16 protein-coding genes are annotated in these 23116 nt (G+C 53.1%); 10 read left to right on the forward strand and 6 right to left on the reverse strand.

The genetic code is table 11. The features are described from left to right. The first annotated feature begins 846 nt into the window (after positions 1–846). Positions 847–2259: a type I glutamate--ammonia ligase gene (gene glnA, locus MK110_03410; GenBank protein ID MCH2210323.1), complete on the forward strand. Its 1413-nt coding sequence runs from the start codon at positions 847–849 to the stop codon at positions 2257–2259. Positions 2260–2429: 170 nt separating this feature from the next. Beyond that, entirely contained in the window at positions 2430–2822 is a 393-nt protein-coding gene (locus tag MK110_03415) for a hypothetical protein (protein MCH2210324.1), read from the forward strand. A 940-nt stretch (positions 2823–3762) separates the two neighbouring features. On the opposite strand, the gene MK110_03420 is transcribed toward MK110_03415, so the two are convergent. Beyond that, a complete protein-coding gene (locus MK110_03420; protein ID MCH2210325.1) occupies positions 3763–4143 on the reverse strand; it encodes a response regulator in 381 nt (126 codons plus the stop codon). A 194-nt stretch (positions 4144–4337) separates the two neighbouring features. On the opposite strand from MK110_03420, the gene MK110_03425 reads away from it, so the two are divergent. Together MK110_03425 and MK110_03430 are read left to right on the forward strand one after the other, a co-directional pair. After that, positions 4338–6848, forward strand: a complete 2511-nt coding sequence (locus MK110_03425) for a hypothetical protein (protein ID MCH2210326.1) — start codon at positions 4338–4340, stop codon at positions 6846–6848. 25 nt (positions 6849–6873) lie between these two features. After that, entirely contained in the window at positions 6874–7788 is a 915-nt protein-coding gene (locus tag MK110_03430) for a hypothetical protein (protein MCH2210327.1), read from the forward strand. A 417-nt stretch (positions 7789–8205) separates the two neighbouring features. Here the strand turns inward: MK110_03430 and MK110_03435 are convergent, their stop codons facing one another. The 4 genes from MK110_03435 to MK110_03450 form a co-directional block, all read right to left on the reverse strand. Then, a complete protein-coding gene (locus MK110_03435) occupies positions 8206–9765 on the reverse strand; it encodes a sialate O-acetylesterase (protein MCH2210328.1) in 1560 nt (519 codons plus the stop codon). 264 nt (positions 9766–10029) lie between these two features. After that, the gene (locus MK110_03440; GenBank protein ID MCH2210329.1) at positions 10030–12087 is read right to left on the reverse strand and encodes a VWA domain-containing protein; all 2058 of its coding nucleotides are present in this window, start codon (positions 12085–12087) and stop codon (positions 10030–10032) included. Between the two features lie 142 nt (positions 12088–12229). Next, positions 12230–12724, reverse strand: coding sequence for a pilus assembly protein (locus MK110_03445; protein ID MCH2210330.1), 495 nt, complete (start codon positions 12722–12724; stop codon positions 12230–12232). A gap of 5 nt (positions 12725–12729) precedes the next feature. Next, complete coding sequence (locus tag MK110_03450) at positions 12730–13215, reverse strand: pilus assembly protein (GenBank protein MCH2210331.1); 486 nt, start codon at positions 13213–13215, stop codon at positions 12730–12732. A gap of 398 nt (positions 13216–13613) precedes the next feature. Between MK110_03450 and MK110_03455 the strand changes: the two genes are divergently transcribed. Further along, positions 13614–14393, forward strand: a complete 780-nt coding sequence (locus MK110_03455; protein ID MCH2210332.1) for an ATP-binding protein — start codon at positions 13614–13616, stop codon at positions 14391–14393. Positions 14394–14524: 131 nt separating this feature from the next. On the opposite strand, the gene MK110_03460 is transcribed toward MK110_03455, so the two are convergent. Beyond that, positions 14525–16033 carry a serine/threonine protein kinase gene (locus MK110_03460; GenBank protein MCH2210333.1) on the reverse strand — a complete coding sequence of 503 codons (1509 nt, stop codon included), beginning with the start codon at positions 16031–16033 and terminating at the stop codon, positions 14525–14527. Between the two features lie 293 nt (positions 16034–16326). On the opposite strand from MK110_03460, the gene prfB reads away from it, so the two are divergent. The 5 genes from prfB to MK110_03485 all read left to right on the forward strand — a co-directional run bounded on the left by prfB (position 16327) and on the right by MK110_03485 (position 22693). Next, a protein-coding gene (gene prfB / locus MK110_03465; protein ID MCH2210334.1) for a peptide chain release factor 2 occupies positions 16327–17434 on the forward strand; the annotation gives its coding sequence in 2 pieces (ribosomal slippage) (positions 16327–16395 and positions 16397–17434; 1107 coding nt in all). Between the two features lie 166 nt (positions 17435–17600). Beyond that, entirely contained in the window at positions 17601–18881 is a 1281-nt protein-coding gene (locus MK110_03470; protein ID MCH2210335.1) for a DUF1080 domain-containing protein, read from the forward strand. Positions 18882–19163: 282 nt separating this feature from the next. Beyond that, positions 19164–20129, forward strand: a complete 966-nt coding sequence (locus tag MK110_03475; GenBank protein ID MCH2210336.1) for a D-2-hydroxyacid dehydrogenase — start codon at positions 19164–19166, stop codon at positions 20127–20129. Positions 20130–20370: 241 nt separating this feature from the next. Beyond that, entirely contained in the window at positions 20371–21150 is a 780-nt protein-coding gene (locus MK110_03480) for an amidohydrolase (GenBank protein ID MCH2210337.1), read from the forward strand. A gap of 358 nt (positions 21151–21508) precedes the next feature. After that, positions 21509–22693: an amidohydrolase gene (locus tag MK110_03485; protein ID MCH2210338.1), complete on the forward strand. Its 1185-nt coding sequence runs from the start codon at positions 21509–21511 to the stop codon at positions 22691–22693. Positions 22694–23116 lie beyond the last annotated feature (423 nt).

Here is a 23116-nt window from a genome sequence, read left to right on the forward strand (position 1 = left end):
ATGGCCAGTACATCACTTATGATTCTTGGAATCCATCCGACACAATCCCCAGGAATACTGTTCTCTGTATCGATCTGCCAGGAAACGGATAATCACTGATTCGGTGTCGCAACCATCGGGTTCATCCCGGACAGCATTGGGCTTCTGTCGTTTGATTTGGGTGACGGCGAAGTCCGGTAAAATTGATAGCCGGCAGGTTTACTCCTGGACAGACGTACCTTTCCGGGGATTCGAAATCGGCCGGGTCAGTGTATGTTCCGGACGGAATTACGTCCGGTGCCTGTATTCCGGATCGTAGAACCCGCCTGCCGCTGGAGGTTCAGCGTCAGGAACTGCGTAATGTCGAAATTGTAACGCCCGATGAACCATTAGTTTCTCAGAAAAAATGACGTGCAACCACCGGTACGTCTGTTTGCCGAAGAACGTGGCCTGGTTGTTCTCACGCAGACAAACAGTTCGGGTGTCATGTCGGTTTTCGACCTAACAGTGTGAAAACACGTGGCGGGTGCAAAAATCCCTTCCATCCTCCGCTGATCCAGTGCCATGTCGTGTGGATTTGGTTTCAAGAGACGATGTGAACCGTTTTCGTTCAACGTGTTGTCAGGCGAGAACATTCACCAAACAATGATGCTGCTGTGTTATCGGGGTGGATCGCGATACCCGCAGACTTCCGGTAGAATCAGTGCGGGCTGAACGCTGTTAATATTTATAGGCATGTTCACGCGCGAGTTCGCGGCCGGCAGACAAACTGCGGCTCAGGTCGATCCGTCTCGGGAACAGACGAGCGACATTTGCTCCCGTGAGTCAATTTCTGTATCGGGATCTCCGTTAGGGCTGAGTATGACAATGAATGAATATTCGCCGCGTGAAGTGATCGCGCTGTGTCGGCAGCGTGAAATTCAGGCTGCTGATCTGCGATTCACTGATTTTCGAGGCTATCAGCGGCATTTCACGATTCCCTCTGCACAACTGACAGAACACTGTTTTGATGACGGGTTTGGTTTCGACGGATCATCCATGAGTGGCTGGCAGGTGATTCATGAAAGCGACATGTTGATTATACCGGATCCCCGGACAGCGTTCGTTGATCCGTTTATGCCGTCGACGCTCGCAATTATTGGTAACGTCAAAGATCCAGTAACTCATCAAAGCTATGCACGCGATCCCCGGAACATTGCCCGCAAGGCAGAAAACTACATGGTTTCTACCGGAATTGCGGATCAACTGGGACTCGGACCTGAAGTGGAATTCTTCGTATTTGACGATGTGCGGTTTGATCAATCGCAGCACGAGGCGTTCTACCACGTCGAAAGTCGCGAGGGACAGTGGAATCGTGGTCGAGCGGGATCGAAAGGATATCAGGTGCGATATCGCGAAGGATACCTGCCGATGCCGCCGGCTGATTCACTGGCCTCACTCAGAACAGAAATTATGCTGGCTCTGAAGGCAGGAGGTGTGCCGGCCGAGGCACAGCACCGGGAAGTCGCGACAGCCGGTCAATGTCAGGTGGATCTGGATTTTGACTCACTGGTTCGTACTGCCGATCACCTGATGCGTCTGAAATACCTCGTGCGTAACGTTGCTGCCAGTCATGACAAATCTGCTACGTTTATGCCCAAGCCGTTGTGGAATGACAACGGGTCCGGGCTGCATCTGCGGATGACTTTATGGAAAGACAATTCACCGTTGTTCGCCGGAAACGGATACGGTGGTCTCAGTCAAACGGCGATGTTTGCACTCGGCGGAATTTTGCAGCATACCAGGTCACTGTTGGCGTTTTGCTGTCCAACAACCAACAGTTACAGACGGCTGGTGTCAGGTTTCGACGCACCGGTTAATGTTTCCTACAGCTACCGGAATCGTTCTGCTGCAGTACGAATTCCCGTGAACTGTGGTGACGATGATCGTCGGTCTCTGGAGTTCCGTTGTCCTGATCCGGCCTGTAACCCGTATCTGGCCGGAGCCGCCGTGCTGATGGCGATGCTCGATGGTATCCAGAACCGGATCGAACCGGGCCGGCCACTGGATAAGGATCTATATGATCTGGAGCCCCAGGAACAACAGGGATTGCCTCAGATCCCGTGTTCTCTCAGTGAATCCCTGCTGGCGCTGGAACAGGATCAGGATTACCTTTTGCAGGGAGATGTCTTCACATCGGACGTGCTTGAGACCTGGATTCAGCATAAACGGGCTGATGAAGTGGATGCCATTCGTCAGCGTCCCCACCCATTCGAATTTACGATGTACTACGACTGTTGAACCGGTCGGTCATTAGTTGCCGGACTCAACGGACTGAGTTTGTTGTTTGTCCGAAGTAAATCCAACGGGTGTGATTACCCGTATATCCAAAAGAGATACGGCAGGGACAACAGTTGGAAAACATGGTCATGATATGTGTTGATCATCCGTCTATATTTGGGAATTCATGAGTGTCTGTCAGCTTTTCGTATTTAAAAAAATATCGGATTGGACAGACAAGTACGTTCGCGGCAGGTTTCATTGAGTTTGTCGTGTCCGCAAATAACTCCAACGAATTCCATCGCCACTTCCTTCGGTCGGTCAGTCAACTGACGAAGAATCCAGGTGTTGCGATAGAGAAAATATGTGATCTGTCCGCCCAAAGAATGGTGCGGCTGGCTATGACCGTTGCGTCGAGTCAATCCGACCCTGAAGATGCATTGCAGGCCGCTTTTTTACGAGTCGCCGCCCGCCCCAAACTCACGGCCAAAGCAGGTCTCCTCTGGCCTTATCTCATCCGCATTGCTCGAAATGAAGCACTCAGGATTGCACAGAAGAGACGTTCTTCAGAGTGTGGAGACTAAGACCGATCCGGAAATACGCCGACTCCTGATGAAATTTTCCAGCAGGAAGAAACGGCGCAGCGGGTCCGCGAATTGTCCGGGCGCTGCCCTCTGCGCAGTATGAAGTCGTCATCCTGAAACATTGGGAAGATCTTACCTTTCCCGAGATCGCAGAAGCACTTGGTAAGTCACAAAACACAGTGGCCAGCCGATACCGTTATGCCATGGAAAATCTGCAGCTGAGTTTGCAGCCTTTGATTCGCGACCTGGTAAGGTTCCTTCGAAATACTGTGCTCAGGAATCTCATGTCTAATGTTCTTGTTTTATGATTCCTGGCCGATCTGATTTATGGTGGCTTGGTCAGGTTACTGTGGTTATGCATTTGTTTTTTTTCAATATTTGGCGTTGCTGCCGCCGGACTACGTCTCATGTCTATTCCTTACCAGCGTCTTCCCGAACCGACTCTGTCTGAAACCGAACTGATTCGTGCTGCCGATACGTTACCGGAGTTGTCAACTGCTTTGCGCTCCAGGACATTCCTGAGGTGCCAGGAACAGGTCGTCTGCCCGCGAAACAGGTACCGATTCCGGCTTGTATCTGCAGCAGGCCTGGTGGTGTCTGCTGCGTTTGCGATTTTATACGTTTGTTTAGCGATGGTTGCTGAAGGTCCGCTCCCGTCAGTACATGTGTCTGATGGGGCGCCTTCGACGAAGGTCCGGCCTTGGCTGTCAGGTTCTGATCAGGATGCGGGGCCTGTGATAAGTTTAGGAAATCACGGCATGATCCCGGAAGAACGAAAAGCCAACGGTGTCATTGATTAAAATTGGTGTGTGGTGTCGGTGTGCTCCGGACGATGACTAATTAAACGACACTGTAAATCGGATGGTCCCGGTCGGCCTGCGGCCGGTTGTCAGGTCCGGCTATCCGGACGCTTCAGCAGAGAAACGGCAGAAAGGCATCGTTACTGGTCGGAAAGTATTTCACTCAGACGTTCTCTGACCGCTGGAGACGAAAATTCCGCTTTACCAAATCCATGAACGGCTCCCTCCTGGACGGCGGCAAGCTGAGCATCATCAAAGTTTGAAACAATCATCACAGGCACGTGCGCGTGTTCTTTGTTGTTTTTGAGCGTCTTGAGTATTTCCATCCCGTCTGTACCGTCCGTGTCCAGTTTGCGGTTGATGAGTACCAGGTCGACGTCCTGGCGGTACAGTGTTTCCAGTGTATCGGACGGTAAGTCTGTGGCGATCACCTGCACATTGAAATGTCCAACTAAAAACCGCGAGATTGAAGCATGGTCCGGACCACACTGACCCACACTGAGAACCGTTTTCTGTATCATTCTACTGTTCCCATGTTGAGCATTGATCCTCCTTGTCTGAATTAATGAAAAGACCGGCAGCGGGCAGTCAACGATTTTATGATTCCGTGGCATGTGGTCGAACACTCGCGTTATACTGGGTGTTCATGGAGTCTTTCTGGAATTTCATCGCGTTGAGTGTCACTGTAAGCCGGTGGTTCTTCCGGATTCGTACGGTGCCGTTTACTGTAATTGTATTAACAATTTACAGTACGGGCTATACGCAGATTCCAGCACCGTCCGATGCGGACACCCTCGATCGCGGGTTTCTGTCTGAACTTAATCGTCGAGAGCTGTACGATCTGGCAACGGACTATGCCCGGGATCGTGCCCGCCGGAAATCCGGTGCAGAATCACAGGCATTTTGGATTGATCAGCTTGCAGCCGTTTATCGGTTACGTACCTGGCAGGAATCCGTTGCCAGTCGTCAGTCACTCACAGAACAAATCGTTGAGTCGATTAACGGGTTCCTCCGTGACCACGATGTGTCTGCAGAAACAAAACTGGCACTGCGTTTGAATCAGATTGAGGGGTTGGTCAACCTTGCGCAGATCAATCGTTTACTGCATTCCGCAGGGCATACCGGGCCAATGGCTGAAATGCGACGATCACAGGCATCGGGCGTGATCTCGCTGGTCGACCGTGCCGGTGAACTGACTGACGAGCTGCTCAGTCAGCTGGAGAAAAATCGAGGTGAACTGGAGCGGGGGCGGACCATTCTTCTAAGGGAACGGGGACAACGTCTGCGGATTGAAACGGCTGTCATCCGTTTCCTGTCGTCAGCAGCAGCCGCAGATCGTGTGTCGGCTGCGATGTCGGAAAAGGGTCTCAGAAAACGCCTCCGGGTGTTTGAACGCACCGGAAGGTTGCTGACGACCCGGCAGACTGCTCAGCAGCTGCAGGCAGAACTTCAGATTCATTCACGAGACGGTGACGGTCTCAGTCTGATCCTGAAACAAAAGAATTCTTCGCTCAGCGAATCACAGCGAAACGGTCTGCGCATTCGGGGACTGTTGAGACAGGGCAAAGCAACATCGGCACTGGAGCTTTGCAATGCGCTTGGCAGTACGTCGTCAGACACAGGCAGTGAACTGTCTGTGCTTCGGCTGGAGTCAATGCTGCTGCTCAGGAGAATGACTGATCATCTGCAGGATTTGTCGGCTTCACAGCGTACGGATGAGCAGTTTGCACGGTATTCCGGGGTGGCGTTGAAATGGAACCCATCCGTGTGGAGGGATGCTGCCGTACGCATCATCAACCGGTATCAGCTTATCGATGCTGTTGGTACGGAAGTCACAGAGCTGGTCGAACGGGTTGAACGACTGCGGTCGGCCGGCCGTCTTACGGAAGCTTTTCGAGAACTTCAGCGGGCAAATCGACTGTTGCCAACATGGGCATCGGAGCAGTCCCGCGCTGCGATCAGTCTTCGGTTAGGGGAGATCCTGATCACGCAACAGGACTGGAAGGGCGCAATTCCGGTACTGCAGCGGGCGGCACAATTGTTTGCGGCATGCACGCGAAACAAGTCTGCATCAACGGCAGAGCTGCTGATTGCATACTGCCGTGGACAGGAATGGAAACTGGCACCTGGTGACCGTTCACTCCGGAATCAATATTTTGACAGTCTCGTTCAGCATCGCCTTCGCTGGCCAGAGGAGAGAACTCGACAGCAGTCCACCGAATGGCTGGTTCGGCTGACTCAACAGATCGATTCTCTTTATGCCGCACAGGTTCTGGCTGAGGAAGCAGCTGAACCGGTTTCTTTTTCCGAACGTCTCCGCAGGACGATTCGGTTGGGCGAACAACTGGAACAGGCCAGACGATCGGTCAGTAAGTCTCGATCTGTCAAAACCTGGTCCGAACTGGTTGGTGAGTTGCAGATGTTGTGTGAGAAACATGATCTGACGACTGGAGAGTTGACAGATCAGTCGGCTCGGCTGTTGTTGCTGTCAGTGACACTCAATACCGGGGAAGAGAGGACACAGAAGTTCTGGGGCCGGATATCGGCGAGACTTATGGAGGCAGGATCGGTGATTGAAAACGTCGATCCGGAAACGTTAAATCGTTTGAACCTTGTCAGGCTGGTGAGTACCGCCCGAATCTCCACAGATACTAGGGTTTTACAGCTTGAGAAACACAGGTATTTGTCCGGGACCACCGCTGACCATCTGCAGGCTGCTGTTCAGCTAAGCTGTTATCTCAGCAAAGGTGCCCGGACTCAGCTGGGTGACAGACTGATTGCAGCTACAATCGATCAGCTGATCATTGCCCGGATGTCAATGAAGATATCAGCTGAAGAATTATCGAAAATTCTGAAGGTTGCCGGTTTGGCATATCAGGTCACAAATGACGATTCCGTCACATTTCAGGTACTGAATCGATTGATTCGTCAGGATCTTACCACTGAGCAAAGCATGGAGATTGCGGATGTACTTCCAAAATTAACCGGCCGACGGACGCCGGACCAGCTGACGGCACAATCAACATTCTGGAAACGCATCCGGCGAGAAAGCAAAGAAGGGTCTGAATTGTGGCTGGAGTCATGTGTCCAGCTGGCCGGAATTCAGGCTCAACTCGGAGACCCGGACGAGGCGGCGCGGCAGCTGCGAGTGACGTCGGTGATTTATCCGGAATGGGGGTCGGAACAACGACGAGAGCGAGTCGCCGAATTTCTGAGTTCCCTGTAGGTTTTGTCACAGGCAGGCTGAGTTCATGGTCCGTATGAGATTTGATGGAGATCTGCTTCAGAAAAATGTTTGTCGTCTGATGCGACTGGCTCGTGAAAAGAATGTGGTATGGCGACCGCATCTGCCGCTTCATGTGCCGTTGACTGTTAAAGAGGTGTGTCTGTTGGAAGGAGCCGCCGGAGTCTCTGTACCCGGGATTGTGCAGGCCCGGCGTTTCGCAGACATCGGAATCAGGTCAGTTTTTGTCAGTCTTCCGCCAACGATCAGTGAAATACCGTTCCTCGAAAAATTTTCGAATTCGGCACCACTGCTGCTGACCGTCGATCATTTTGTGCAGGCCGAACTGCTGGCACGCCACCTCTCCGGACGTGAGGATGAAGTTTTGGTTGTCATATTGTTGCGGGGCAACGGGCCGGGGCCTGGCGTCCGGCCTGGCCTGGACGCTGTTCAGCTGGCTCAGGGGGTCAGTCGGCTGAAAGGTCTTCGAGTTGTCGGAATCAGTGCCTCGATCGTCACGAAAGGAAAGTCGGTTGCTGTTATGAAATCCACAGCACACACTCAGCGCCAGTTCCGCAGGGCTGGAATTGAATGTGACCTGATTAGTGTTGACGGCAGCTGGGATGCAATTCCCGGCGACAATACGTTTGTGACAGAGTTCCGCGATCAGACATTGTTCCAGTCGTCTGATCATGGTGAGCCTGTGATCTGGTGGGAAGCCGAAGTCATTTCACGTCCGGCGCTCAAATCGGCTGTTATCAATGCGGGGCTCCCGCTTATGAAGACATTTGCACCAGTATGGCTTCCGGATTTTCCAGACGTGGAAATTTCACACTGGTATCATGACTGTTGTGTGATCAGTACGACCGGAGATGCTCAACGCCTTAGAATCGGTGACGTTGTTCGTATTGCCTCCGGCAATGTTTTTGCGGATACCGTGTGACGCAGGTCACGAATACTCCGGAAGCAGCGTGCTGTTGCGGAATGATTGAGTCTGCCGAACGTGTTTGCCGGGTGCCGTGTTGCCAGGCAGAAGGTCTCGATCAGTGAGTGAGATCCGGTTATGTCCGGATACCAGCACGGTGTTGCACATAATTCGACAGACGGTGTTACTTAGTTATCGCAGTGGTCAACGGGTTCTGAGCAGATTGGGGCTGCGGAAGGTTCTGATGACTGACGGTATTCCGATCAGGCTTCGCGTGCCTCAGTAGATCGTCATCGCAGATGACCCTGTCGAGTTGCGACAACTGTCAGGGGCTGCGTGCAAAAGGTTTTGGGGATTCTTTAAAGAACAGGTTGGGTTGATTACTGTTGCGGGCAGCATGCGCGGTTGCTGTAGAATTCCAATCGGCTTGTCAGCTTAGTGGCTCGCGTCGCCACCACGAACGGCACCAACCGGGAGGCCGGTGCCCCCGGTCAGGTTGGGCCGGGCCAGCTTGTGCCAGGCAAAACGAAATGCGGTCGGGCTGGAGACGTTTGTCGCACTGAGAATAACCGAGTCTCCTCGTATCCTGGCGGTTGCGGTCTGATAGCCATCAGAATTCGGCCCGCTGATTTCAAAGTGGGTCGGAGCCTGGCCGTTACGCGTTCTGAGGCCTCCACCTGTATGGCGGAAAGTTATTGTTAATGTTTTGCCGCTGACCGTCATTTCATCGAACTCCGGGCTGCGGGCTACGCGTTCGCGGCCGTAATCGTTTTGAAGAGCCAGTAAAGCGAGACGCCGGCCCACATCCTGTTTGTTGGGAGGATGGATGTCATCGAGAGTGGCAATGTCATTGATCACGACCATTTCGGTATTTGGCAAAGTCAGCGCAGCGGCCTGTGCTTCCCAGAGTTCTGCCAGTATTTCGGGGTCTTCATCGCCGTACTGAAACGGTGCGATTTGTACGTAATAAAACGGAAAATCTTTCTGCTGCCAAAGTTTTCTCCAGCCGTTAATAAGCGCCCGCTTCTTTTCGTAGTACAGCATGCCTTCGGTGTGGTTCGACTCTCCCTGATACCAGATGGTACCTCGAATCGGGAATCCGACGAGTGCGTGAATCATACCGTTGTACAGAGCGGTTGGATCCTGACGGTTACTGAGTGGAGACAACGCCGAAGGGTAGACGGGGCTGGCCGGGACCTCGGTGTCAGCAGCAAGTGCCTGTTTGGCCTCCAGCAGCCAGCGTTCTGTTGCGTGGATGTGACGCTGCAGCAGGGTTTTGTGTTTTTCGGTGCCTGGAGTTCTGATAAGGATGTTTCGGTACAGACCACTGAGCGCCCTGATCTGTGCGAAGCCGGTTGGTGGTGTCCACGGTTCGATTCGTGTACCGCCCCACGATGAATTGATCAGGCCAATCGGCACCTGGAGTTCCCGGTACAGATCACGAGCCATGAAGTATCCGACGGCAGTGAAATTTTCTGCCGTTGACGGTGAGCAGAGCTGCCAGTCTGCAGAAATATCGTCCAGCGGAACCGGGGATGCACGGTGTTCAAATTTGATATGTCGGATCAGAGGATATTCTGCTGACGCTGTTTCCTCCGGGGCATTGGTGCTGGAGGCCACACGCCATTCCATATTCGACTGTCCGGAACACAGCCAGACTTCACCAATCAGCACGTCCTTGAAACTAATGGTATTCAGGCCCGTGATACTGAGAATCACTGCTGTGCTGCTTGCTTCCATAGCCGGAAGGGTGACTGTCCAGCGTCCATCCGATCCGGCTTCAGTTGTTGCCGTGTTTCCGGCAAGAGATACGGTGACCTGTTCACCGGAATCCGCCCATCCCCGAATCCGCAGCGGCATCTGTTGCTGCAGGACCATGTGGTCGCCATAGTAGCCCGGCATACGAACATCGGCCCAGGCGGTCGAACTGACCAGTAATGTGAATGTCACAAGCTGATAAATGACGCTCGGCAGTCGGGGGACAGGTTCAGTCATTCAAATCACTCTGTGGGGAATGGCGGACAAAGAACTGAATGTGGACTCAGCCGGTCGGGATTGTCGTCTCATCCGACGTGTTGTGTCCAGGATTCCGACTGAAAATTGACTAATCCGGCCGATCTATTCTGCCGCGGCAGAAGTAACGGGATCCGGGCGGCGAACGTTCACAGCCTGATCGTACACGGAAAACGTCAAGGCCAGAGGCAGCGTCGTCAATTGAACGGTGCCTGTGGCAGTCGTGACTTTTGCGGCTGGGGCAGGTCAGTTCCCGTCAGCAATCAGTCGAGCCGGAGGAACCTGTCCGGCGAGGAGTGCAAATGCTGTCTGCAGATCCTCTTCCATTTCAGAAATCGTGGAGCCACCCGGCACCCACAGATGGTTGCCTCCGGTCATGCTTGCAATGGCCCCCATCAGATCGGTGTCAGCACCGGATCCGACGGAAATTGTATGGACCACGATGTTTGCATCCGACGCCTCCTTTGCCACCATGAAGGCGTAGAGTGCGGCCTGCCAGTTGGAGTCCCATCCGCCATAACTGCTGTCGATTTCGAAATCAGCCAGGCCGTCACCATCGAAATCTGTGATGTCGTTCCAGTCCCATCCTCCTGGCAGATCATCTTCGCCGAACCCGGACGGATACTGATTGGGCTGGCCGTCTGTCATGAGCAGAACCGATTTTTGGGCACCATAACGACCCTGTTCCTCAATCAGCTGAATAGCATCTTCCAGTCCGTATCCGATACCTGTTGCGCGATTGTAGTGACCGGGCTGTTTATGTCTTTGAATGGTATCAATGGCATCGTAGTTATCTGTGAGGTGTTCTCCATTGAGATCCACCGTCACCTCCGTGCCGTCATCCCACAACCCGGTTTGTCTCAGTGAAGTCGTGGCGTAGGTGACCAGTCCAATGTTGTCACCGTATGCCAGATTGTCGAGAAACTCCGCAAACATTGACATGCCGTCTTTCACTGCGTGATGCGGATAGATCGGAGCTCTCCACAAATCTTCAGATTCGTGGTTCATCATCCGTCTGTAGATCAGGTAGTGCATCAACGTGCGGTAGCCATATTTCTTCCGGTAGCCGTATGTGTTGAGCGTACTATCCGTCATGACGAATTCGATGTAGTCCTTCCACATTGATTCACTGGTACTCCCGGACGGTTTTCCTTTCAGTGTACCGCCGGATGATGTCTTCCCTTCCTGTGGGAAGGGAACGTATCCATCGGAACCAGCAGAGTCGCTTATGACGATCCACTCTGCGTCATTATTGTATCCGCCGCCCATCGATGAAACATCGGATGTTACCGGGCCATATTGCCAGCCACCTTCATTCTCGAGATCCCATAGTGTGACAGTGTATCCATCGGGCACGCGGAAGGAGTTGATTTTATCATCCAGGCTTCCGCTCATGTCGTTGAGGTTATACGTTCCCGGTCCCAGTTCCACCATGAATTTTTTGTAGTTGTTCTTGTTGTAAAACCTGGCTCCTTCGCCGTCTCCGCCGAGTTCCAGCGCATCGAAAACTGTGTTGACGCTGTTGCTGCCGATGTAGAATCCTTCGTACGAATCGATTCGACCGAGACCACCGGACGGAAATTTCATCGTGCCGCTGTCGTTACTAAATCCGACAGTGGAAGCGACCAGTGCATCCCAGATTTCGTCCAGACTCGATTCGACCTGAGAGAGACTCATTCGATTGATGGTCGCGGAGTGAATGAGACTGTCGTAGGCCATGGAACCTGAGTAGTCGAGGATCGCAACAATGTCACGCGACTCGATGAACGCTGTGGCTTCTGCTGTCAGCGTGTGTGACCGGGCATCCTGACCCGGGGCAAACGAAAGCGGCAGCTTTGCATCGGGAGCCGTTTTGTCTGAGTTGGTCTTGCGGATCGTTACTTTGACCATGTTATAGGGGGGGGATCCCCATATTTCGACAAACGACTCGCCGTCTTCTGCGAGCAGTCGTGAGCCCAGAATCACGTCTGTGGCCGGATCGATGTAAAATCCGTTGAGGTCGCAGACGTGTGCGGCCATCGCACGAGCATCAGCAGCAGCGATCGCCTGGATTGTCTGAACGTCGGTTTCACCTGCCTGACCGGCCGCGCGAATCGCGACTACGATTTCCTGCGATGCAGCAAGAGCCGCTGAGTCGGCGGCTGCCTGCATACGAGTTTTCGTGACAGTAATCATTCCCAGGTCGACGGACATCCCGACGAACGTCATCGCTGCGACCAGACACAGGGCAGCCAGGGCGATAAAGATGCCGCGCCTTTGCTGTCTGTATCCCGAAGGCCTGTTGATTGGATTGGTTCGATTCATTCGGATTTCCCCTCGATTCAATCTCGCCTGATGTCTGTCAACCAGTAACTGTTTTCGTTGTCATTCAGACGCTGGTCGTCGCGTCTGATACCGCCGGCAGTGGTGTTCCTAGGGAAGTGTTCGAGTCTGATGATAAGGTCGGTTAGTTAGTCAGACTGCCACCGGCGATTCCCGCTCGTGAGACGACACCGGCACGCAGATTTGTTCCCCCCAGATACCGAACCGGGAACAGGCTGATGCTTGCATAGGGCAGTTCCACTTCAATCAGCATCAGTTCCAGTTCGTTGTTCGGGTTTGAAATATCAAAGGCTGAGCCCTCGCTGTCTCCTTCGGCGTATTCAATGTTCACGATCAGATCCTCTCCCGGGAGTCCTGATGCTGTTACCAGGTTTCGAATATCCTGTTCCACTTTATCGTTTGGTGTATCACCGTCTTCGACCACATACCGCCAGTCCATGGAAGCCAGACGCCCGGCCTCACGCACAGCTGACTGCATGATCGTGGTTGCCCGGAGTGCTGTTCCCAGCTCAATGAGTCCCAGCACCAGAACCAGCATCATCGGCAGAATAATCGCACACTCAACGGTGGCGATTCCGGTCCGGTCATTCCTTCCTTCTCGAATTCGAAGTTGTTTCATTTCCGTCACTCCTTCCTCATCACGGCCTGGCCGTGGAGATTCAGGGTGTCGATCCATCTTGGTCCCAGGATCCCGATTTCGTAATACGGAACCTCGATGCGTACGAGAAACAGGGAGCGTGACTCGACATCGTCAACCTCGATGTCCGGCAGGTCGTTGTAGTTAATGGCAGACGCATCCACACCGGCAGTATCAAAGATGCCTGCATCCCGGACGGAGATATTCACGCCTTCCAGATCTGCATCGATTGCCGAATCCAGGATGGAATGAGCCAGATTTCTGACCTGCTCTGTCGTTACGTTTTCACCAACACCCAGTCTGGCTGCACGCCGGGCTGCCGAATTCAGCGTGTGGATCGTCATGAAACAATGACCGAATTCGATAAAGCCAAAGAGAAATATAAAGAACACAGGCAGCACTACGGCGGTTTCGACCAGTGTCGTGCCCCGACGTTTCCTTACGGACTTTCCTTGAAATATTGGTTGTTCCATCGAGTGCTGCTCTCTGAACGACCTGCAGCGTACTGCGATGGCAGGGCGTCATTAAGTCTGCCGTAACTGCGGTAGGTCGAGTCGTGTCGGGAAAACTTAGATCACCGACCGTCGGTCGCAAGCTGTTTCACGAAAGCAGAAGAATTCGCATTTTTCAGTGTTGCCGGGGATCAACATGGCTGTGTCCCGCGGCCAACCCCTATTCCCGGCGTGTCTCGCAGACCGGCAGAATCTGCACAAGAATTTGAATCACATGTTGCCGCAGAACAACACCGGGTGCCGATAATATCTGCAGGAGGGATCGTGCCGGTCGTAGTGAGTCGAGATGACCAAAAAACGGACCCGCCTGGAATAATTAATGTTTGTACATCAAGTCAGCGGAATCAGGGCATTCAATGATGAGCATTGAGCAGGTGGAATCAGAAGAGGATCGAATCCGACAGCTGGAAGATCAGTTGATGAGAGCTCAGCGACTGAGTTCTGTGGGAGCTCTCGCCAGCAGTATCACTCATGAGTTCAACAATATCCTGACGACAGTGATTAACTATGCAAAAATGGGTGTTCGGCATAAGGATGAAGTGACCCGGGACAAGGCCTTCGACAAAATCCTGGCGGCCGGTCAGCGAGCCAGCAAGATTACCACAGGGATGCTGGCCTACTCACGTAACACCAGCGACCGTTACGATCCGGCAGAACTCAGCCGATTGCTTGACGACGTGATGGTGCTGGTCCAGAAAGATCTTGAAATTCACAGAATCGGTGTTGACCGGGATGTCACCACGGGGGTCTGGGCTAAGGTCAACAGCAGTCAGATACAGCAAATCCTTATGAATTTAATTGTGAATGCCCGACAGGCAATGCACGAAGGAGGACGTATCACGCTGACGGTTCGTGATAATTCCGATGAAGGCTGGGCGGAAATTTCAGTAGGAGACAATGGTTCCGGAATTCCTCATGACAAGTTGCAAAAGATTTTTGATCCGTTCTACACCACACGACAGGCGGATGCACGAGGTCAGGGTGGAACCGGTCTGGGGCTTGCCGTGTGTCGTCGTATTATTGAAGCTCATCATGGTCGTATGCGGGTTGAGAGTGTTCCCGGGAAAGGGACCAAGTTCACGCTGAAACTGCCCCGATCCGAGTCACCAGCCGGTTTGATTGATACCTCGGCTGCCTGAGTCGCCTGGATACGATCGAATTGAAACCCCGTTAACATCTGTCACTGTTAAACATTGCACGATTTCAAAAGTCATTGAACTGCTGACGATGTGTGCAAGCTGTTTTCTGCGGACGGTCGAATCCAACGTGTTTATTTGCGTCTCTGCGGCAGACTGCGATCGGGATTCGGTTGCAGGATTTGATTCGCGTAATTGCGTAATGGCGGGGGGGCAATCTCAGACAGATCTTCACGATCGTCTTCACTGAGCAGTTCGTCGTCGCGAAGTTGTTGCAGAAAGACGCGTTCGTCAGACTGTTTTCCAGCCTGACGTGCCGCCATGGCCTCTGCCATCACAGCCAGTGCGCGCAGACGACGGTATTCTGCCGGCTTCAAATCAGTCCAAGTGACCAGTTCTTCCAGGATCAGGTTCGCCTGAGTACTCTCTGGTGGAATCCGACTGAGATACAACATGGCGAGATGTAGCTGAGCGTATCGCCACTCATCTGAGTCAGGATAGTGTTCGCGGATCGCCAGCCAGCCCGACTCGTCGCGAGGATTGAGCATCGCCTCTGCGAACTGTTGTGCAGCCGACGCTTTGGGCGTTATGGAGACTGGATGGATATCGGGAACCAGTGGACGAGGGGCCAACCGTTGACCGGCCAGTGTGCCGGCCAGAATTGTGGCAGCGATTACTCCGACAGTCAGACGCCAGGCAGGCAGTGCACCCGGAAACCAGCGTCGAATTCCGATCGACTGACGGAGACTTGAGTTGATCGGCAGCTGGTGCAGAGGGGCGATTGTCCTGAGGACCTCGGCCGAGGACTGGAATCGTTCGGATGGTTCCTTTGACATCATTCGGTGGATCGTATTACAGACTTCCGGTGGCAGGTCGGCTCGATGACCCGCGAGAGGTGGCGGTGGATCCTGCAGGTGCTGGACCGCAACCGTCACCGGATTTCCGGATGAGAACGGAGGCCTCCCTGCATACATGTGGTAACACGTTACACCAAAAGAATACTGATCACTCCGAAAATCGACTTTACTGCCGCGAACCTGTTCGGGACTCATATACAAAGGCGTTCCCATGGCGATACCGGTTTGCGTCAGATTCTTTTGATCTCCCTGCTGACTGAGCTGTGCCAGCCCGAAATCCGTAACTTTTACGGTCAGATCACGGGTGAGCATGATGTTTTCAGGTTTGATATCTCGATGGACAATCCCGGCCTGATCGGCAGCATGAAGAGCATTAGCAATCTGCTGCATCCACTGCAGACCCTGATACAGGTTTGGCGGACCGACGCGGCGGATCTGTTGAGCCAGATTGTTGCCCTGAATGTATTCCTGAACGATAAAGTGAATCCCGTTCTCTTCACCGGTCTGGTACACCTGTACGATGTTTGCATGACTGAGACCTCCGGCTGCTCTGGCCTCCCGCTGAAAACGATCCACGATCGAACTGTCGAATCCGGCGATGCGACCGGGCTGCAGGACTTTGATGGCGACCACCCGCTGCAGTGATGGCTGTTCGGCCAGATAGACATCGGCCATGCCCCCGGAACCAAGTCGACGCAGCAGTCGGAATTCACCAATGGTGCGATCAACAAGATCATCGGATCTCGACTGATCTTCAGGTTTACTTTCTTGTGACGGGTTGGACATTCTTGACGCAGTACTTTACGAAAAACTGACAGTGCGTTAACTGATCGCTGGGATGCAGAAAGGGGTGCTTTCAGTGCGTAGCGTCGCCTCCGGTCTGCGGCCAGTCAACTGGAAACGTATTCTGTGGGGCCGGGCTCCGTCCGTATTATAGGCAATGATGGTGTGTTGAGAGGTGTTGAAATAGTTCTGCGTTATCGGTTTTGCATATCGGCTCCTGATTGCATGTTGGCATCAACTTTGCTGAAATCCCGCCCCCGAATCTGTATTCGATTCACTTCGGTGAGACAGGAATCATGGAAGCTGAACTTAGGGCCCGTTGCAATGAACTGATAGAACGTATCCTTCATCTCCGAGATTGTCTTTGACCTGGAAAATCAGGAAAAGAGACTGACGGAAGTGAATGACCGTATGACGGCTGCAGACTTTTGGGACCATCAGGAATCAGCTCAGCAGACTGTCGCAGAGATGCAGCGTTTAAAAGCGTCCGTAGAACCAGTTCGGCAAATGGTTGCTGATGGTGAGGACCTTAAAGTATTAATGGAGTTTGCGGAAGAGGATCCCGACAGCGCTGAAGAACTGCAGTCTGCTGCCGATGATCTGGAAAAGCAGGTCGATGGCGTTGAACTGCAGGCGACAATGAACGAACCGGAAGATGCCTGTGCAGCGTACGTGCAGATTCAGGCCGGAGAAGGTGGTACGGACTCGGCGGACTGGGCGCTTATGTTGATGCGTATGTACGTTCGCTGGGCGGAACGACGACGCTGTAAGGTTGAGGAGGTTGACATTTCGGAAGGTGAAGAAGCCGGTATCCGCAATGCAACACTGTTGATTCGTGGTGACCACATTTTCGGGTACCTCAAGGGAGAAACCGGGAACCATCGGTTAATTCGAATCAGTCCTTTTGATTCTGCCGGTCGTCGTCATACCGCGTTCGCCGCTGTTGATGTCAGCCCTGACCTTGGTGACACCTGCGAGATTGAAATAGACTGGGATCGTGATGTGCGTGAAGACACTTACCGTGCCGGAGGCGCCGGAGGTCAGCACGTGAACAAAACGGATTCTGCGGTCCGTTTGACTCATTCGTCGGGTGTTGTCGTACAGTGTCAGAATGAACGAAGCCAGCACAAGAACCGTGCAACGGCCCGAAAAATGCTGCAGGCAAGGCTGTACCAGATTGAAATTGACAAGCGAGATGCTGAGCTAGCGGCTCGGCGCGGCGATAAGTCCAAGATTGGTTTTGGGGGTGCGACTGTCCGTAACTATGTTCTGCATCCCGAACAGTATGTAAAGGATGCACGCACAGGGACCAGAGTTGGTAACCCGCAGCCTGTGCTGGATGGTGAAATTGATACCTTCCTGGAATCTTTCCTTCGATGGCGGCTTTCAGCCTCGGACTCATAAATTCGCGGGAATGATCTGATCTTGATTGTTAAGTTCACGGTCCGTGTGCTTCCGGTCAGCCGGCAATGTAGATGTGTAGACGACAATCCGCGGTCGGACGCCCAGGTTTTCTGCAGACGAAGCGGGCAGCCGGAGTCTTACTCAGGATGCAAACAGGGATATTGATATGTTATGTCGGATCGCAGTTTTTTCGCTGATCGTCACTCTCTTTCAGTCAGGTTGTCAACACGACAGTACCGAAGTTCCACGCGCGGTCGGAGACAAATCACCGGTCGGGGAACGATCAGATTCGCAGACTGCAGAGGCTGCGGAAGCAGAGCCGTTTCATTTTCTGACACCGAATCTTACTCCCGAACAGATCCGCGACGGCTGGATCAGCTTGTTTGATGGAGCTACTCTGTTCGGCTGGGATGTCCCCGCGCTGACAAACTGGCATGTTGAAGACGGTTGCATTGTTGCGGACAGCGGTGAAGAGAGCCTGCTGACAACTCCGTTCAAATTTGACAACTTCGAACTTCGATGCGAGTTTTATCTGGAACCCGATGGCAACAGTGGCGTGTTTCTGCGAACAGCAGCGGATCCCCGCGACCCGGCAACTGATACTTATGAGTTGAACATTTGCGATTCCCATGAAGCGTTCCCCACCGGGAGTCTGGTCGCGCGCCACAAAGCCGTTGACGTTCCGGCGGTTGAAGGTGCCTGGCATCTGTTCCGCGTCATCTGTGACGGACCGCACATTCAGGTCTGGCTGGACCAGAAGTCCATTGTGGATTTTACCGATGAATCCGGAAGCCAGCGATCAACCGGGGTCCTTGGCCTGCAGATGCGGGAAGGTCGTATCGCCTTTCGCGATGTGTTCATCAGGCCAATTGGAATCACGGAGCTGTTCGATGGGGAATCATTGAAAGGCTGGTCAGTCGTCGATGGCAGTCAGAGTGAGTTTGGTGTGGTCAATGGAGCGATCCACGTTAGCAATGGGCCAGGGTTCCTGCAGACAAATTCCGTGCACAGAGACTTCTGTCTTCATGTGGAAGCTCGCACGAATGGCAAGGAATTGAACAGTGGAATATTTTTCCGGGCGATGCCGGGCACTAAAGATTCACCGTCCCACGGTTATGAATTTCAGATACACCATGGTTTCAAAAATGACGACCGTACAAAACCTGCCGATTCCGGGACAGGTGCCGTGTTTCGTCGTGTTGCGGCCCGCTACGTCGTCGCCGATGACCATGAGTGGTTTTACGGCACGTTGATTGCGCAGGGTGATCGCATTGCAACCTGGGTCAACGGATATCAGGTGGTTAACTGGAAGGATACCCGTGAAGCTGACGAAAATCCGCGTCGAGGCAGACGTCTGGAACCTGGGCACATCAGTTTACAGGGGCACGATCCGACGACGGATCTTGAATTTAGATCTGTCTCCATCCACGACTTTACCGGTGGATAAAAGCACGGAGTCTTAATGACGTCTTTCGAATGTAGATATGTCATGATCTGCAGTGCACCCAGATTGGATGGCGACGGGTGTCGTGAGACGAAAATACCTGGCGGTCGGTCTTCCCGCGGGTGACTGATATCCGTTTTGGTGAGTTGTTAGACTTAACGAACCAATAACAGCGTTGCGTCCTCAAACTGCCGGTGAAAAACTGGTTGATCGCGCAGAACATCCAGGGCATGTGTTAAGTGAACGTTTTTCCGTCTTTTTTAATGTGAACCAGGGCCTGAGAAATTGGTTAAACTCGTCATCACACCGCCAGTAGACGACCTCAAACGGCAGTGGGCCGCACGTCTGCAGGAGGCATTGTCGGACGATCGCATTGTTCTGACAGAAAATGATTCCGAAGCACAGAAAGTTATCGGCGAAGCGGATGCGGTGTTTGGCTGGGTGCCTCCCCGATTACTGCCACTGGCTCAAAAAATGCGATGGCTTCACAGCCCGCAGATTGCGCCCCCGGAAGAGTTTTACTACCAGGCGTTGATAGAGCATCCGGTTGTGGTGACCAACCCGCGCGGAACATTCAACGACCACATTGCCCAGCATATCCTGATGTATGTCCTGAGTCTGGCGCGTGGGTTACCGGATTACCTGGAAGCTCAGCGACAGCGGCGCTGGGCCCCTGACGCTCGCAGGAGCCGTTACATTGATCTGGCTGAATCGACCGCACTCATCGTCGGTGTCGGCGGAATCGGTCAGGAAACAGCCAGGATATTTACTGCAGCCGGAATACGTGTGATCGGTGTTGACGCCAGATGGGAATACGAAGTTCCATATCTGGAAAAACACTATCCTCAAGAACTTGATTTGCTTCTGCCCCAGGCGGATTTTGTCGTGGTGACCGTGCCGCACACACCTGAGACGGAGGGTATGTGGAATTTGGGTAGATTCCAGCTCATGAAGCAATCTGCGTTTTTTATCAACATCGGACGGGGACTTACCACCAAACTCGACGATCTGGTGTCCGCGATCGAAGGTGAACAGATTGCCGGGTGTGCGCTGGATGTGTTTGAACAGGAACCCTTGTCGAGAGATCACAGGCTCTGGAACCTTCCAAATGTGATCCTGACACCGCATGTCGCGGCCAGAGATGCTGATAATATTCCTGAACGCCAGTTTGAAATTCTACTGGACAATGCCCGGAGATTTGCGACCGGCAGACCGCTTCGGAATATTGTTGACAAGTCCGCATGGTATTAGGCCAGCGGCAGTGAATCACATGCCGGTGATTTGATCCTGACCAATCCCGTCCGGAAATCTGACACCGGAAGGGGTGTGTGTGTGATCTGCTTATCCGGGAGATGTTTGATGGGCCACTCGTGTTTGTCCATGAATGTGCTTAGCGAGAATTGAATTAATGTCAGGTGGTGTTGGTGGCAAAAGCAGCGTTGCACGATTTGTCCGGATGTTTTGATCACTGGAAACCTAAGTACAACTGCTCATGTTTATTGTAGATTCCCACTGTCACGTGTCGACATGCTGGTACGAACCGGTGGAGAGTCTGGTAGATCAGATGGATCGGACTGGTGTGGACAGAGCTGTACTGATCCAGATGCAGGGGCAATTCGACAATGGTTACCAGTTCGAATGTGAGACACGATATCCGGGTCGTTTTGCGTCAGTCGTACTTGTCGATACCAGCGATACCGCCGCCGGCGGGCAGTTGCAGGATTTGGCTTCTCAGGGGGCCAAAGGTGTGCGGCTTCATCCGAACGATCCACTGTGGATATGGAGCAAGGCTGCAGAATTGGGAATGATTGTTTCCTGTGCCGGAACACCTCAAACCTTCGCGTCTTCCGCGTTTGCCGAAGTCCTCCAGTCGTTTCCCGGCCTTCCTGTGATCATAGAGCACCTCGGCGGGATGACGGCACACCCTGAATCATCGGTGGAAGTCTTACAGGACGCGGTGTTTGGCCTCGGTCGATTTTCCAATGCCTTCATGAAAATTCATGGTTTGGGTGAGTTCTGTCGCCGTAAAATTCCTGTGGAGGAGTCATTTCCATTCGAGCGTGCAGGTTTGTCACTCCTGCAGCGGGCCTGTGACGCGTTTTCCGGAAGAGTCATGTGGGGCAGTGATTTTCCTCCGGTTAGCTTTCGCGAGGGCTACGCAAATGCTCTGGGTCTTCCGATGATCGAACTGGCGTCACGGCCACAGACGGAGCGTGACGGCATATTTGGCGGCGTGGCCGCAAAACTCTTTGGCCTGTCGCATCACCAGTGACGAAAGTTTTGTTAAACCTCTCCATTCGTCAGCAGTCCGTCTTCACTCATGCTGGAAACTGATCCTCGCGCAGGTCGCAGATGATTTTCTGATCACAATCATTCATCATGCTGCCTGACAGGAGATACTCACTACTTTGGATCACCTTCGACAGCACTTGAACTGCGGACTGGAAGTGTTTCCGTCCCTAGTGCTTGTCCTGCCCGGTTCAGACCTGGGGTTATTGTCGGTGTCCTTCCTGATTCGTATTTATCCGGTCTGAGGATTGATGTTTGTTTGTATCTCTGTTTCCGTCACCCGGATCTGAACCGGATGACACACGACAGTCCTTAATTAACCCTGATCAGTGAGACCCGGTATGACGGCAGCCGCCAGCGAAACAACACTCAGACTCGCCAGGGAAATTGAACCGTGGATGATCCGGATCCGTCGCCGACTGCATCAATGTCCTGAGTTGCTGTATGAACTGCATGAAACATCGCAGATCGTTCGTGAAGAGTTGGATCGTCTGGAGATTGCCTTTGAATCGGGGATAGCCGAAACCGGAATTGTAGCAACCATCGGACATGATGAATCACGCTGTGTCATGCTGCGCGCTGATATGGATGCTCTTCCCATTCAGGAATTAGCGGACGTTGATTTCAAGAGCAACAATGTCGGTCGGATGCACGCCTGTGGACACGACTGCCATACCGCCATGTTGCTTGGTGCCGCCAGGATTCTTAAACAGCGGGAATCAAGCCTTAAAGGAACGGTGAAACTATGCTTTCAGCCGGCCGAAGAAGGCGGGGCCGGCGCTCAAAGAATGTGCGAGGAAGGCGTGATGCGCAGTCCAGCCGTTCAAAAAGCATTCGCCATTCACGTATGGCCACTGATTCCGTCCGGTCAGCTGACAGGTCGTCCTGGCGTTTTTCTTGCTGCAACCAGTGCATTTGAAATCAAAATTACAGGACAGGGGGGGCATGCCGCACTCCCACACCTGGCAAATGACCCCGTTATGGCAGCAGCGAGGATTGTAACCGGGGTTCAAACATTGATTTCCCGTGAGCAGGATCCGCTGGAAGCCGGCCTGGTCAGCATCACGGCCATCAACGGCGGAACCGCGTACAATGTTATTCCGACAGACGTGACGATCAAAGGGACTATCCGTTCCTTGTCCGTGGCTAACAAAGATCGGTTGAAACTCCGCATCGGTGAAATAGCACGCACACTGGCTGCGGCGGATCACTGCACTGCAGAGTTTGTTGCAGTGGGCACAGATTACCCTGTTACCGCAAACGATCCGAAATTGTGGGAGGACGTCGTCGGAATGGGTGAGCGGATTGTCGGTAAAGGCAATGTTCCGATTAGCAGCGCGGTGATGGGCGGCGAAGACTTTTCATATTACGGGGCTTTTGTTCCCACATGTTTCCTGGGGCTTGGCTGCCGCAGCGAATCTGCAGGATCTGTCCACGGACTGCACCATCCACAATTCAAAATGGACGAATCTGTTTTGCATATAGGAGCCGCTCTTCACGTTTCGTTCGTAAACGAACAGCTTTGACGGTCGTGAATCAGCGGTTTCCGCCCGGGAGTGGAGACCGTTATCCTGTTCAGCCGGAACGACCGCACATTTTGTTGAGCCTGGATGACCCCGGAACAGCAGGCCGTGAGGTTTTGAACCGGCCGGAATCCGGATCGGAAGTGTGACATGCCTGACGTTTCGCGTTCGGTCTTTTGTTGTTTTGGGGCCGGGAACCTGCGATGCTGGTCTGCTGTTACCCCGGACCATGTTTATACGGGCACGAAAATGAATGGTAACAGGTCAGGCCAATGCAGATCACGTGCTCAGCACGTTGTTGCGAGATGCCTCAGGTTCGGTGACTTTCTGATTGCGGGTGCACGGTACAGCAGGGGGTGCGTTCTGCTGTACGTAATTGTGGTGTACTCAGGGTGCACGGTGTGTCGCTGTACGTCAGCGTCCGAC

The sequence above is a fragment of the Fuerstiella sp. genome (assembly GCA_022447225.1).
In the GTDB taxonomy this organism is placed as follows: Bacteria; Planctomycetota; Planctomycetia; order Planctomycetales; family Planctomycetaceae; genus S139-18.